This is a genomic window from Shewanella sp. SM101, assembly GCF_025654465.1.
Lineage (GTDB): Bacteria > Pseudomonadota > Gammaproteobacteria > Enterobacterales > Shewanellaceae > Shewanella > Shewanella oncorhynchi.
Genome location: NZ_JAKKRH010000031.1, coordinates 1 through 14,047, shown reverse-complemented (window position 1 = coordinate 14,047; position 14,047 = coordinate 1). Strand labels below are relative to the sequence as shown.

Sequence of the window (14,047 nt, the reverse complement as noted above, 5' to 3'; positions counted from 1 at the left end):
CGGCAAATAATCACAATGCCATAAAACTAAAATAAAAGTGTGGATCTATCTATGGAGTTAATACTCGCTATCGCGTTGTTTGCCTTTTCATCTGGGATCACCCCAGGGCCTAACAATATTATGCTGATGACCTCAGGGGTAAACTTTGGCGTAAAACGCAGTATTCCGCATCTTATGGGAATAAGCCTTGGCTTCCCGACCATGATCCTCGCGATAGGTTTGGGCTTGAGCGCCCTATTCCAAAGCTATCCTATCATCCATCAAGTGATTAAAGTCGTCGGCATAGGTTACCTTTTGTATCTGTCTTGGTTGATTGCCAACAGCAGTAGCAAGATGGAAGGTAAAGCCATTGCTAAACCCTTCAGTTTTATCCAAGCCGCGGCCTTTCAATGGGTCAACCCTAAGGGCTGGATCATGGCCGTGGGCGCGATTGCGACGTTCACGTCAGTACAGCAGGATTTGACCCCGCAGGTCATCACTATTGCAACGGTATTTTTGTGCATCGCATTTCCCTGCGCTATCGTCTGGCTCGGCTTTGGTGTAGCCCTTAAACGCATTTTAAAAAATGAGCGCCAACAGAAGATTTTTAATATCAGCATGGCGCTCTTGCTTGTGGCGTCTATCATCCCTATGATCGCCCCCTAATTTTTAAGCACGAGCAAACGACCGCCATGAACGAAATTGACATGATCACTCAACAAACCGACGACTGGGTGAAAAAAGTGATCATGAAATACAATATTTGCCCCTTCGCCAGACAAGAAGTCGAGCGCGGCAGTATTCGGTATCTGGTGGTGGAACAAACCAAAGTCAAACTCGTACTCAAGGCATTGATTGAAGAATGCCAATACCTCGACGCCCACCCCGAAGCCGAAACCACACTGTTTATTCTACCCCGTGGTTTTGAGGGGTTTTATGCTTATCTCGACCTCATCGACATGGCAACCGATACGCTTATCGAACACGAGTACGAAGGCACTTATCAACTCGCCACCTTTCACCCAGACTATTGTTTCGATGGTGAACCACAGGACGGGGCAGCCAACTTCACCAACCGCGCGCCCTACCCAACCCTGCACATCATCCGCGAAGCCAGCATGGAGTTAGCCCTTGCTAACTACAACGATCCCGAAACCATCCCAGAACGTAACATCGCCTTTTGCGAACGCAAAGGCAGCGACTTTTTCGTCAAACTGTTAGCAGAGTGCATGGGGAAATAGCTTCGTTTCTTTAAACAACAGAAAGCAGTTATACAAAGCAAGACAGGGTTTATTGGGCTGTTGACGTTATTCCAAGTTAGACATTAAGCACTATCATTCCAGTGACTCGCCGTGAACTCATCCATGAGGGCTCGACGACGGCATCCATGCCGCCAACGGTCACTTACATGCCAGTGCTTAATTCAGTTAACCTTTGCACATATCTTCGACCCAGCCAGAACAAATATTTAACCCAAATACACTGTCACTATCTGAACTCTTTGCTCTTCTTATATAAACTTATCAATAACGGCTGACACATCAACAGCGGGTCGCATTCACACCACCCTTATTGTTAGACTTGTTCACTTCAATTTCAGCCATTGATTCACGTTCAAACTTAAGAGCTTCGGAACGATCACCGAGATACCGAGGTAGACAACCTAATGCCATAAAGCCACCTAAACTTTGTTCGTGATGACCGACAATTAAGCCGCCGTAACAATTATGCGCATGACAACCACTGAGCAAGGTTGCATTATTTGTAATCAAAATATTACTCGGCCTTACTAAAATCTCTACCCCATTTCTTAAAAATCGGCCTCGTTTTATAACAACTTTATTTGGTGGTTTGAAGTCTATCTCTATAAGTATCTTACGATGTGCCTCCCGAATTGAAAGCCTTGTACCAACTAGCTGGATATCCCATGGTGCAGTAGAGTAATAAAGCTGATTATTTTTAATATGAAGAACTGGTGCATTAAATTCATCAAAAATAACAAGATTTAAGAGTAAATGTCCATCCGCCATAACCAGCCCAATCAAGGGAGTACCATCTACGCTAATAGGTACCATTGCGGTTCCATATCCTTGATCCTCACATGTGAAGCTATTTCCGCCAATCTCAATTTCAGCAGTTTTTCCCGAAAAATGAAGGCAGTATGGTTTAGAAACGCCTTCACGAAGATTAAATGGATCTGAATCAGCATTGCGTACCATTTCTTTGGGCAGGAACCCACCCGTTTTTTCTCTATGGTGTTGATCGCACAATAGCGTTATTTCTTCAGCGACATGGCGCTTAACGCTAGCCCATTCCTCCATATGCTCATATTCATAGAGTGGCATTCCGCAGATAACACAACCGAAGCCACAACGTTGCCTAACCTCTCGTTAAATAGGGAGAGGTATATTCCTACTATTACAATCTTGATCCTTGGTCATTCAGATTCCTTTTTGAAGCTAACCTTTAATTGATGTACTGCACGTTTACCTTAACTAAACCAACAAAATGCACACGCTCAGCCTCCAAACCTGCAGCCTGAACATCAACCTTACAATATATGATTGATTTTAAATGCCGCTAAACTTATCAATATTAATAAAAGTAAGCCCCAAAAATTTTCAAATGGTTAGCACCTCTATCAAATTAAAATTTTAACTATTCTTTAAACCGACTCAAAGATGATGATAAATATCAAATTTTATAATAAGAATCGAATGTAGTAGCTGACGTGACCTTCGATGACATGGATGTCATCGTAGAGCCGCCATGGATGGCTTCACGGCGTGTCACGGAAGCAACTGCACTCGATTTACAACAGGCAACGATTCAGATTCAAGCAATCACTCAAAGAAGTCTTAATCCCCATACATCAAAGGCATCACGACTTAATTGTTCCCTAAAATCTGGGTGAGCGATGGCGATCAACGCTTGTGCCCGTTCGCGCAGGCTGCGGCCGCGTAGATTGGCGGCGCCGTATTCGGTCACAATGTAATGCACATGGGCCCGAGTGGTGACAACCCCAGCGCCAGGTGATAACACGCTTGCAATGCGAGAAAGCGTTCCCCCCGCGGCAGTGCTGGGCAGCGCAATCACAGAACGACCACCTTCAGATAACCCTGCTCCGCGGATGAAATCCATCTGGCCGCCAACACCGGAATAGATTTTAGTGCCAATGGAATCGGCACACACTTGGCCTGAAAGGTCGACCTGCAGCGCCGAGTTAATCGCCATCACATTGGGATTTTTACGGATAATGGCCGTGTCGTTAACTTGCTCTATGTCCATAAAGATGACCGCAGGATTATCATCAACATAGTCGTATAATTTCTGGCTACCCAGGGCGAAACCTGTGACGAGTTTCCCCGGATAAAAACGCTTCTTGCTGTTGTTAATCACGCCCTTTTCAACCAGTTGTAATATACCGTCAGAAAATAGCTCTGTGTGGACGCCTAAGTCTTTATGTTCGGTTAAACAAGACAGCACGGCATCGGGGATCGCTCCTATACCCATTTGTAAACAATCGCCATTACGCACCAATTGGGCAACATTTTTACCGATCGCCAAACTCACCGCATCCCCCGTCGCGAAGGAATGAATGGGCAACGCCGCGCTCTGCTCATACACAGCGGCAAAACGGTCGATATGGATAAAGCTGTCGCCATGGGTTCGCGGCATTTGTGGATTAATATGAGCGATGATCTTACCCGCGACTTGGCAAGCTGCGAGCGTTGCTTCAACCGAAATGCCTAAGGAACACATGCCATGCTTATCGGGTGGCGACACTTGGATAATTGCGGTATCAATTTTTTGCTCGCCGGAACGAAATAACTTAGGCACTTCAGACAGGAAAATCGGCACATAATCCGCGTCACCACTTTGCAGTAATGCCCGCGTTGGCAGCCCACCGAAAAAACATCGATGGCGTAAATGCCCCTGTAAACTGGGATGGCTTAAGGATTCGGCGCCTTCAGTATGTAACTGTAACAGGGTGAGATTTTCTTTGGTGAGAGCATGCTGCGCCAACGCATCTAATAAAATGCGCGGAGTGGCGCCCATGGAATGAGTCCACAGCGTCTCGCCGCTTTGAATTAAAGCAACCGCATCGAGCGCGCTATGACAAATGATTGGAGGCATAATGAATTCCCTTCGCTAAGCATGATGGCGGCAATCGCCCTAGCGGCAGTGTAAGGGATATCCTAATTAAGCAACATCGATTTCAATGGCTTAGCGCGACTGTTTATCTATAGTTTGCGCTATATCAAACTCTGGATTATTAATTGGATCGCAAAATACACATTCAACCTGTTTTGGCACTAGAGGGGAATAAAGCCTCTGGCTAAAATGCTTTGCAGAAATTTGATTAGGGATAACACCAATAAGCCCGTATTGGTTATCCCCATCAGCGCTCAGCCTTACCAAATATATATTACTTTACCAATAATCAAGTCTTGAGGAATAAACCCAAAATATCGACTATCTAAGCTATTGTCTCTGTTATCACCTAAGACGAAATACTGACCAGCGGGAACTAACCATTCATCCCTTAATGTGTTTTCCTGCACATAATAGCGATCAACCAGTTCTTTCTGATGGCGGAGTAATAATACCTGATAGCGAATATCATCCAGCGACTCTTGGTAAACAGCTTGAGTCTCAGTACTCAACTCGGGTAATAAGGTTTTATCGATAAGATCGTATTGAGAGTCCAATACTGCACACGCTTCCCTCGATACATTGCAGGCTTTCTGCACAAAAATAGTTTTGTCGCGATAGATAATCCTATCGCCGGGTAGACCAATTACACGTTTTACATAGTCAATCGTCGGGTTTGCAGGGTATTGAAATACCAATATATCCCCTCTTGCGGGTGTTACCGATGGCGTCGACTTAGCCAGTTGAAAACCTAAATATCGATAGTTACCAAAACCATACTTGCTCACCAACACATGATTGCCAGGTGCTAACGTCGGCTTCATGGAAGAGGCCGGAATACTAAAAGGCTCAAAGAAAAAACCTCGTAACACAATCAGCGGTAACATCATCAAAGCGTAACTCGCTAACACTATCCACCAGCGAGCATACCAGCGGCGGGGTTGAGTAATATCGTAACGACGGGCGATCATAAACCCGTGAATGGGACAAATAACAATAAATAACCAAGAGAGGTAAATATGTTGAAGCCAAGCCATATTTCCCGATTTAAATGGGAAATAGTTTGAGTGTAAAAATACATCCACGGCCGCGATAATCAGCGCACCAATAAAATATCGAATAAAATATTTAAATTGATTAACGTATAAAAATACAAACGGCTGAAAAAATAGACCTAATAATATTGCGAGCCAAGCTTTTGGCTTCCATTGAATATCCAATTGAACTCCGTTTCACCCTAGATTTGGAAAACGGCATCATAATTCACTGCCTAACCTAGCACAACCTCATTCCCAGTTGCTGATAGCCTGCCATGCGACTATCAGCATACTGATGATAATATTAATCTAGACGCTTAGAGAATCTCATACTGGCAATCAATAACCCAATACAAGTAAAACCTATCATCCACAGGGCATCAAATTGCAGATCCATCACTTGGGCATCGCGCAGCACTATGGCCCGTGACATGCGCATAAAATGGGTTGCGGGTAAGGCTTCGGCAATCCACTGCGCCGCGATAGGCATGGCTTCGTAGGGGAACATGAATCCCGACAAGAGAATCGATGGCAGGAGGATAAATACCGTCATCTGCATCGATTGCAACTGGGTTTTCGCTATGGTCGAAATCACTAATCCTAAGGTTAAACTGGCGCAAATGAACAACATAGCAGCAAGGGCGATGGAATCAAGCCCGCCGCGAATGGGCACATCGAACAACAGATGCCCTGCGCTCAGGATAATGGTCACTTGCACAAAGCCAACCATCACATAGGGCACGATTTTACCCAGCATCAACTCCAGCGGCCGCACTGGCGTAGTGATCAAAAACTCCATATTGCCCTGCTCGCGCTCGCGCACTATGGCGGCGGAGGTGAACATCACCATGGTCATAGTCAAAATCACCCCCAACAGACCGGGCACTATGTTGACCACAGAACGTTGTTCTGGGTTGAAATATTGCACCACTTCAAAACTCGGCATCGCCGTTTTTAGTGCTCTTCCTGCGACTTCATCCAGTGGCATTTGCCTTAGGCTACGAATAGTTGAAGCGACAACCGTATCTGAACCATCCACTAGCCATTGGCCAGCGGGTTGTGCGATATAGGACTGCGCTAAATATTGCTGACCCACAAAGCTTGGGTGACGCACTAAGCGTTCATCAAGATCGGCACCAAGGTACAGCACGGCCTTCACTTCACCGCGGGTAATGGCCGCCTCGGCCTCCTGAGCACTGAAATAAGTGCGTTTAAAATCGACCACTTGGGTCGCTTCTACCGCTTTAATTAAGGCGCGGCTGTAGGCGGAATCACTTAAATTGACCAGCCCAGCGGGCAGATTACGCGCATCGGTATTAATCGCGTAACCAAACAGCATCAGTTGCACCAGCGGGATCATCACTATCATGCCAAAGGTCATGCGATCCCGAGACAGTTGCCTAAGTTCTTTGATCACTATCGCAAAAATCCTACGCCACATGGTCAGTCTCTCCCTTGGAAACCCCAGCCAAGCGCTCGCCAGTACAAGTGACAAACACATCTTCTAAGCTAGCGCGCACTTCTTCCATCGTCCGGCTGGCAACTCTTGGTTTAAGCCAAGCGAGCGGATTTTCAATATCGCTGCGCACTAACACCCGCAAACGACTGCCGATTTGCGCCGCCGACAATACCGCAGACTCGCTGATCAGTGATTGTTTTAAAGTGCGTAAGTCGTCCCCTGAGATCTCAACCACCCGAGCCCCCATAGCCGCCATCAGCTGCTGGGGTGAACCGTCGGCGCGTTTTATCCCGCGCTCTAAAATCGCAAGATCATGGCAACGCTCGGCCTCATCCATATAGTGAGTCGACACAAGTATCGTAGTGCCTTGGGCACAGAGATCGAATAAGCGCTCCCAAAACTCGCGTCGATTTTCAGGATCGACCGCCGATGTCGGCTCATCGAGAAACAATAATTCGGGGTGATGTAAGGTCGCTGCCGCTAAGGCCAAACGCTGTTTCTGGCCGCCACTCATGGAGCCCGCCATTTGTTTCTCGCGGCCGACTAAATCGTATAGCGTGACTAACTCGGCTATTCGCAGCTTTGATGCTCGGCGGTTAAGGCCATAAATTTGCGCGACAAACTCTAAGTTTTCCCGCACCGAAAGATTGTCGTACAGGGAGAATTTTTGCGTCATATAGCCAATACGGCGACGCAGTTTTTCCTCGGCGCCGGGTAAGGTTTCACCCAATACGCGGATATTCCCCGATGTGGGACTCAGTAACCCAGTCAACATACGAATTGAAGTCGATTTTCCGCAGCCATTGGGGCCGAGAAACCCATAAATTGTGCCCTTGGGAATGGCGAGGTCGAGGTTTTCCACCGCATTAACACCACCAAAGGCGCGGGTCATCCCTTGGGTCTCGATAGCAAAATCAGCGCTTTTCATGGCTGCTCCACTTTTTGCTGCACTCCTTGCAGCACATCGAGTTGCAGCACATCGAGTTCAACTTCTAATGCCATGCCAGTAGGTAGGTCCTGATCTGTGGCGGAAATGGTGATATCGGTCAAATACATCAGCCGCGCTCGATCACGTTCATTTAGCGCATAAAATGGCGTGTAAGCAGGTTGACTGCGAATATTTCGCACAGTGCCAGCAATCGGTATCTCGCGGCCATCCACAAGAATATTGACGCCATCGCCCGCCTTCACTCTGTCTAACCAAGTCGCGGGCAGGTAAACCCGTACATAGGGATCCTCGCTCGCCAGTAAACCAATCAACTGGGTGCCTGCGGCAATGCGATCGCCGACTCGCCAAGGCAACGTATCGACAACGGCATCACGCGCCGCCACTAAGCTCAAGTCTGCTAAGGCTTTTTGTTCGATGGCTACACTGGCGCGAGCTGCAGTCACCGCGGCTTTAGCTTGTTCAAGCTGCTCACTACGGGTGCCATTTTCTAGCAATCGCAGGCTTTGCAGCGCTTCAGCTTGTTTAGCGAAACTGGTATCCCGCGCCGCACGGGCCGTATCTAAATCCGCTTGGCTAAGTACTTTAGTGGCAAATAAACGGTTTGTTCGTTCAAAGGCTCGCTGAGCCTCTTTCACGCTGGCATTTGTCCCGTCGAGCACGGCCTTGGCGCGTTCTATATCCTCTAAACGCGCACCTGTGACCGCCTCAGAAAGTTTAGCTTTAGCCTGTTCAAGCTCGGCTTGGCGCAGGGCGAGGCGCGCATTGGCTGAGGTTGTATCGAGCTGAATTAACACCTCACCCGCCTTAACCTGCTGACCTTCAACCACATTCACTTGAGTAATCAACTCACCTACGGGCGCGGTAAGCGTCAGCCTGTCCCGCTCGACAGTGCCAAGCACTCTGGGCGGCGCTTCAGTGCAGCCGACTAATAGCAAGATCACACAACCCACATTCACGTGCGTCAGAATTTTAAAATTCACACTCATTACGACTTCCTCGGTTCACGCAGTACACCTTGGGTAAAAACCTGCATATTGTGCAGCGCTAAACGCTGTAAACCATCAGCATCGGCACTAAAAAAACCGAACTGACGCATTAACACCGGGGGCGCAATAAGCGGAAAGACCATCAGACTCACGAAACTGAGGCGTGCTAAATCGGGATCTAATCCCTCCTTCAATAGCCCCGCATTGACTAATGTGGATTCGAGCCATTGCCGCGAGAGGGATAAAATTTGCTCAAAAACAGACAACATAATGCGATAGGGTTCTGAGCCATCGCCTTCCTGTAACACCCGTATAATCAACCGTGGCAATCCCAGGTTAGGTGCCATAACGCGATAATATGTCTGCATAAGTTCACCCAAGTTATTAGGGGCATCCGCAGCGGATATTTCGCGAAAACGCGCTAATACGGGCTCAAGGGTTTCCCGCACCATTTGTTCGAACAAGCCCGCTTTTGAACCAAAATAATAACGAATAAGTGCGGCATCAACCTCGGCTTCGCGGGCAATTTCACGGGTAGAAACACTGGGATAACTGCGATGACTGAAGAGATTTAGGGCTGCGATAATTAAGCGTTGGCGGGCATCGGAATCCCCTTTCGGACGACCAGGAGTCTGCGGCTGTGATTCAGTTTGGGCGGTAAATGGCACAACCCCCTTTGGGCGACCGGGAATAAGCGACATGGCAAGCTCCAGCAAAATTCATCTATTGATGAATATACTGAAAAGCCGCGTAAAAAGGCAGCAGTTAAATTCCTCATTTTCATTGATATTGAGGAATTTAACCCTAGCACTGCAAGGCTAAAATTTAGGTACCGTTCAATCGAAAAATTAAGCGGCCTTCTATTAAAGATTTATACAGTAAAAGCTTATGCGCCTTTCACTATCGCACTCAAACGGGTAATGAATTGCTGTACGGCTTCAACCGTGTCAAAACTAAAGGCAAGGCCATAGTGGGTTTCGGTCAAACTCTTATGCAAACGTTTGGGGAAACGTGTCATCTCGGCATTGTGGAAATAGTCGTATTTGGCATGCACGCCTGCAATAGTGGCAAGTTCGCCGGAAAAGACTTCGAATGCAGGGCGAATAATCAAGTTTGGTGATTTACCGTCGAGGTGTAAATAGAACGCCTCTTTGGTTTCTGGGAGCATGTATTCAGTAATGTTTTTTATGGTGAAATTAGTGCGACATTGCAGTCCACTTAAGCAACTCACCATCTTATTATGTTCTATCGCCAAACTTATTCTCCCGTGTTTGTTGTCTATTTAGATTAAACCTGCCCATATCGCGCTACTTTTTCTACTCCCAGTCAATCCATGGCTCAGATGACTGATTAAGATAAGAAGAATATCATCTCGGCAATGTTGGTTCTTATCCCGTTTATCCCACTTTACCTCAGCTCAGCCTAATCGGTTTAGTCTTTAAATGCACTAAAGTGATACCCATATCCCAGAGTAAATGGGCGAGTTTGAATTATTTATCACAAAAAACCTTTATATACAGAATGATAAACTGATTAACTCAAACACTAAGCGGGTGTCACAGAAAATTCTTTTGTGTGAGCAAATCGATATTTCAAACACGATAAAGCACAATTTAGTTTATTAGGCATTGCTTATCATCAGGTTACCAACCTTTAGTTTAACATTAAAACGAACCGTTCAAAATGCGACCCTGCGATTGCATTTTATAATGATGGTTTTACTTGCCAGCTTAAAATGTTGCGTCTAGGTTAATAAGCTTGAGTTAAGTCCTGTTGATAATGGCTAAGTTACGGCAATCACATTTGATGCCAACCTAAACTAGCGCATTCACACTATCCCGTCGTATTCAGGCCTTAAGTCATGTTTTACCCAAAGTGAGTAACCCGCGCTTAAGCGCCTATAAACCGAGCCATGCCAGCCGATTTCAAGCTTATTTACGGCAAATCCTGCATTAACTGACTTGCCCTGAACTGTCGCAACGGACTGGCGGCCACAATCAACAAGACCAACAACACGAGATATAGCCATGAAGATCAAAAAAGCCCTCATGCTCTTGGGTCTGTTCGCTGTCAGCCCAGTAACGTTAGCCGCAACCGGAGTCGCCTTTATCCATGGTACGGGTCACCAGACCAATGCCTTAGCCGATTACTGGACGCCCGAATTTGTTAACTCAGTGCGCCAAGGCATCCCAGTGCCAAACAATTACACAGTGATCAACTGCGACTTTGACCAATATATGTGGGAAGAAAGCGCCGCAGGTTGTCTGGCAACGCAGCTCAATAGCTTTATCCAAGCCAAAAATATCGACGACTTAATTCTGCTGACCCACTCCAATGGTGGCAACGTAGTGCGGTGGATTTTATCTAATCCAACGTGGGACAGCCGTTATCCTGCAGTGATCAACGCCACCTCAAAGGTTATCGCCATCGCGCCTTCCAGTGCTGGTACGCCGCTGGCCGATGCGGTGAACCAAGGTAATGTGTTCGAAACCAGCTTAGGCTGGCTCTTAGGCTATGGCAGCAATGCGGTGAAACAACAGCAAGTCGGTTGGATGGCAAACTATAACAACGCTTGGCTTAATGGCACAGCGGGTCGCCCATCGCTGGGTAAACCCTTCGAAGTCGTGGTGGGCTCAGATGTTGATTCCGCTATTTGGGACAGCGACAGTTACTGCGCGGGTTATCAATACCAAGTCGCGCTCGAAACCACCCAAAACTGGCTCGATAGCTGCTCCGACGGCTTCTTAAATTGCAGCTCACAAAAGGCGGCTGGCACTGTCTGGTTTACTGATAAACAAAAGACCCGTGGCCAAGAGCCCTTAAGCCATCAGCAGAGCCGTCGTACGTGTTTCAACTTAGACACGCTGATCCGCAACCACATTTAAGGAGCACTAAGATGCACACACTCAGCAAACTTGCCAGTGTCTTGGCGCTAAGCGGACTGCTTGCAGCCTGCCAAGATGAAGCCACACCCATAGATCCCAAAACCAATGCCAGCCCAATGTACGCCAAAGGGTTAACCCTAGCCGCGCCGAGCGATACCGATTTAGTCGATAGCAATATTGCCAGCCCAACACTCACGCCCATCAACACCAGTTCGGATTACATTAGCTTTATCACCCCGCTGTACGGCGAGTATCAGGCAAGTGCGCCGCAGCTTGAGCAAGCCAGCCAAAGTGACGAGTATTGGGTCAATGTAACAGGCGCACAGCTTAATGCGGGCGTGGGCCTCACCATGAGCCAAGCGTCGAGCTTAGTGCGCATTGCACCTCGGGGCGATACCCGCTCTGGCGCCTTAATGCATGCAGAGGCTATTGCCCCTGAGCGCGTACAAATTCAGCGCGTTACCCCTAATCAGTCACCCCAAGGCAAAGCAGCCAATAGCAGCGGGATAAACACCAATGAGTCACTGGTTAAATCAATGGTCAACGCCGATGCTTTGGCTAGCGCAGGGTTAACCGATGATTCGAGTGCATTGCAAATGTCGGCGAAAGCCACACCGGGCCAATATCGCCTGCAGGTCAGCCAGCCGTTAACACCGAGCGCCAGCTACTTAGTCAATGTGAAGGAAAAAGGCTCGCCCTATCAACTGAGCGTCAAAGCCCCCACCGCCATCGCGGCGGATGCGCAAAACCTTGGGCTTGAACTCGCTCTCAGCCAAAGTGATAACACCTTTGTACCACAGGCAAAACTCAAACAAGCCGATGGCAATATGCAACCGCTGGCGATGGTAAAACAAGGGGAGACATGGCAAGCGGTGATCCCCGCGGGCGTCGCACTTTCGAGCAGCAATGCAGGTTTCAGTGAAATTGAAATCACAGTACAAACCCAAGTCGATGGCCGACCTGTGCAGCGCACGGTCAAATCTGTCTTTAAGTCCTATGTCAATTCGGCGAGCATCAAGCCCAAAGTGCTCACGGTTTGGGATAAAGGCTTGCCTAACCAAATCAACTTTGAGTTAACTGTCGCCGAGGCGGGACGTTTTGGCTTAAGTGGCACGTTAACGGGCACCAACGCCGAAGGTCAAAAGGTGGCGATTCTACGCACCCAAGCGGCCAATTGGCTGACCCCAGAGTCGCCGAAGTTAAAGCTGATGTTAGATCCTAAGCTCATCCAAGCCTCGGGTTTACAGCAGCCCTTCGAACTCAATGAGTTAGAACTCCAAGATCAAGGTCAAATGGCCAGATTAAGCTATCAAGCCAAGGCACTAACCTTAACGCGCTAATTCAAAGGGACCAATGTTAAGGGGCTAACGTTAAGATACTTAGCTTAACGTGCTGATAAGTCAGGCTTGTTAGCCTTAAGTTCATCTCTAATACCAAGTGCCCAATCACGGGCACTTTTTTATTGTTGATCTTTTGCAATCGACACCTAAAAGCCATCACCTTATTTAACATCTAGCGCAAAGCACAAACTGTTGACAGAAAAATGACAAGCTAAAGACTATTTACCACACCTCACCCTGATAAAATTTACATTGATTATCAAGGGTTATTCCTTTTAAATAACAATCATCAACGGCATAATGTCAACGTCTTGACATCAGACCTTTGAATGACAAGCATAGATCTTTATAACAATACGTATAACAATAAGAGTGACTCACGGCGCAAGTTTTTACCGTGCCATGGTCAATACTCAATAAATGGACATCGTTATGAGTGACAGCACATTTTTCTTTGGTGAATGGCAAATCAATCCCAGCGCCAATAGTCTGCTCCTTGGCAAACAAGTCAAACAACTTGAACCCAAGGCGATGGATGTGCTGCTATTTCTCTGTCAACGGGCGGGCGAAGTCGTCAGCAGTGATGAAATAGTCAGCCACTGCTGGCCAGGTGTAGATACCGGCGACAATCCACTACACAAGATTATCAATCAGTTACGTCGAGCATTAGGCGATAGCGCCACAGAACCCACCTATATAGAAACCATACGCAAACGCGGCTATCGCACCTTAGCCGAAGTGCGTTTTCCTATCGGACACCAAGCCACCGCCAGCCCACAGAGTTGGCAAGGCGGCTCGCCCTTTCCGGGACTGCAAGCCTATAGCGCTAATTATGCCGAGGTGTTTTTTGGCCGCAGTGAACAAATCAGCACTTTGCTTAACCGGATAAGCCAACAAATCCTGTTTGGCCGTGCCTTCTGCCTGATCTTAGGTCCAAGTGGCAGCGGTAAATCCTCCCTGATTAATGCGGGTGTTGTGCCCAATTTAATGAAGGGCGACGGCTATACCCAATCAACCTGAAGATGCGTGGGTAAAGAGCTGAAAATTATCATTGATCCGCGACGCTAAACTTTCACCAATATCGGGTAATGTTTCTTTGAAAAATTTATCCAGTGCGGACCTGAAATCTCGCTTATTTTTGAAGTACACGCTGTTCCTCGCGTGCTCATTCATGACCTTCCACAGTCTTTCTATCGGATTGAGGTTCGGGCTGTAAGGCGGTAAATAATGCAACTCAATATTGTGCGAAATGCGAAA

Annotated in this window: 14 protein-coding genes and 1 pseudogene; 5 read left to right on the top strand and 10 right to left on the bottom strand. The window is 47.4% G+C overall.

The annotated features are described in order from the left end of the window. The first annotated feature begins 51 nt into the window (after positions 1 to 51). Positions 52 to 645: a LysE family translocator gene (locus tag L5M38_RS16555; protein ID WP_173497129.1), complete on the top strand. Its 594-nt coding sequence runs from the start codon at positions 52 to 54 to the stop codon at positions 643 to 645. Positions 646 to 671: 26 nt separating this feature from the next. Then, complete coding sequence (locus L5M38_RS16550; RefSeq protein ID WP_113938905.1) at positions 672 to 1,220, top strand: DUF1415 domain-containing protein; 549 nt, start codon at positions 672 to 674, stop codon at positions 1,218 to 1,220. A 300-nt stretch (positions 1,221 to 1,520) separates the two neighbouring features. Here L5M38_RS16550 and L5M38_RS16545 read toward each other — a convergent pair whose 3' ends face one another. From L5M38_RS16545 to L5M38_RS16505, 9 genes are all read right to left on the bottom strand, one after another. After that, positions 1,521 to 2,324, bottom strand: coding sequence for a cell division protein (locus tag L5M38_RS16545; RefSeq protein WP_263179702.1), 804 nt, complete (start codon positions 2,322 to 2,324; stop codon positions 1,521 to 1,523). Positions 2,325 to 2,826: 502 nt separating this feature from the next. After that, a complete protein-coding gene (locus tag L5M38_RS16540; protein ID WP_113938909.1) occupies positions 2,827 to 4,116 on the bottom strand; it encodes an acetyl-CoA hydrolase/transferase family protein in 1,290 nt (429 codons plus the stop codon). Positions 4,117 to 4,394: 278 nt separating this feature from the next. Beyond that, positions 4,395 to 5,354, bottom strand: coding sequence for a signal peptidase I (lepB, locus tag L5M38_RS16535; protein WP_113938910.1), 960 nt, complete (start codon positions 5,352 to 5,354; stop codon positions 4,395 to 4,397). Positions 5,355 to 5,475: 121 nt separating this feature from the next. Then, positions 5,476 to 6,612 (bottom strand): ABC transporter permease, encoded by a 1,137-nt coding sequence (locus L5M38_RS16530; RefSeq protein ID WP_263179700.1) that lies wholly within the window; start codon positions 6,610 to 6,612, stop codon positions 5,476 to 5,478. Further along, positions 6,602 to 7,558, bottom strand: a complete 957-nt coding sequence (locus L5M38_RS16525) for an ATP-binding cassette domain-containing protein (RefSeq protein WP_263179698.1) — start codon at positions 7,556 to 7,558, stop codon at positions 6,602 to 6,604. Before L5M38_RS16525 ends, L5M38_RS16530 begins: the two co-directional genes overlap by 11 nt. Further along, positions 7,555 to 8,565, bottom strand: coding sequence for an HlyD family secretion protein (locus L5M38_RS16520; protein ID WP_263179697.1), 1,011 nt, complete (start codon positions 8,563 to 8,565; stop codon positions 7,555 to 7,557). Before L5M38_RS16520 ends, L5M38_RS16525 begins: the two co-directional genes overlap by 4 nt. Continuing rightward, positions 8,565 to 9,266, bottom strand: a complete 702-nt coding sequence (locus tag L5M38_RS16515; RefSeq protein WP_263179696.1) for a TetR/AcrR family transcriptional regulator — start codon at positions 9,264 to 9,266, stop codon at positions 8,565 to 8,567. Before L5M38_RS16515 ends, L5M38_RS16520 begins: the two co-directional genes overlap by 1 nt. Before the next feature lie 185 nt (positions 9,267 to 9,451). Further along, positions 9,452 to 9,799, bottom strand: coding sequence for a hypothetical protein (locus tag L5M38_RS16510; protein WP_113938914.1), 348 nt, complete (start codon positions 9,797 to 9,799; stop codon positions 9,452 to 9,454). 594 nt (positions 9,800 to 10,393) lie between these two features. Next, positions 10,394 to 10,594 carry a hypothetical protein gene (locus tag L5M38_RS16505; protein ID WP_173497123.1) on the bottom strand — a complete coding sequence of 67 codons (201 nt, stop codon included), beginning with the start codon at positions 10,592 to 10,594 and terminating at the stop codon, positions 10,394 to 10,396. On the opposite strand from L5M38_RS16505, the gene L5M38_RS16500 reads away from it, so the two are divergent. The 3 genes and pseudogenes from L5M38_RS16500 to L5M38_RS16490 all read left to right on the top strand — a co-directional run. Beyond that, complete coding sequence (locus L5M38_RS16500) at positions 10,593 to 11,450, top strand: hypothetical protein (RefSeq protein WP_028760548.1); 858 nt, start codon at positions 10,593 to 10,595, stop codon at positions 11,448 to 11,450. The genes L5M38_RS16505 and L5M38_RS16500 overlap by 2 nt on opposite strands. 11 nt (positions 11,451 to 11,461) lie before the next feature. After that, positions 11,462 to 12,790 carry a DUF4785 domain-containing protein gene (locus L5M38_RS16495; RefSeq protein WP_263179694.1) on the top strand — a complete coding sequence of 443 codons (1,329 nt, stop codon included), beginning with the start codon at positions 11,462 to 11,464 and terminating at the stop codon, positions 12,788 to 12,790. Between the two features lie 432 nt (positions 12,791 to 13,222). Continuing rightward, positions 13,223 to 13,795: pseudogene (locus tag L5M38_RS16490) on the top strand (winged helix-turn-helix domain-containing protein); the annotation flags it as partial. 6 nt (positions 13,796 to 13,801) lie between these two features. Here L5M38_RS16490 and L5M38_RS16485 read toward each other — a convergent pair. Then, a partial coding sequence (locus L5M38_RS16485; RefSeq protein WP_263179693.1) for a transposase occupies positions 13,802 to 14,047 on the bottom strand: 246 nt, incomplete at its 5' end.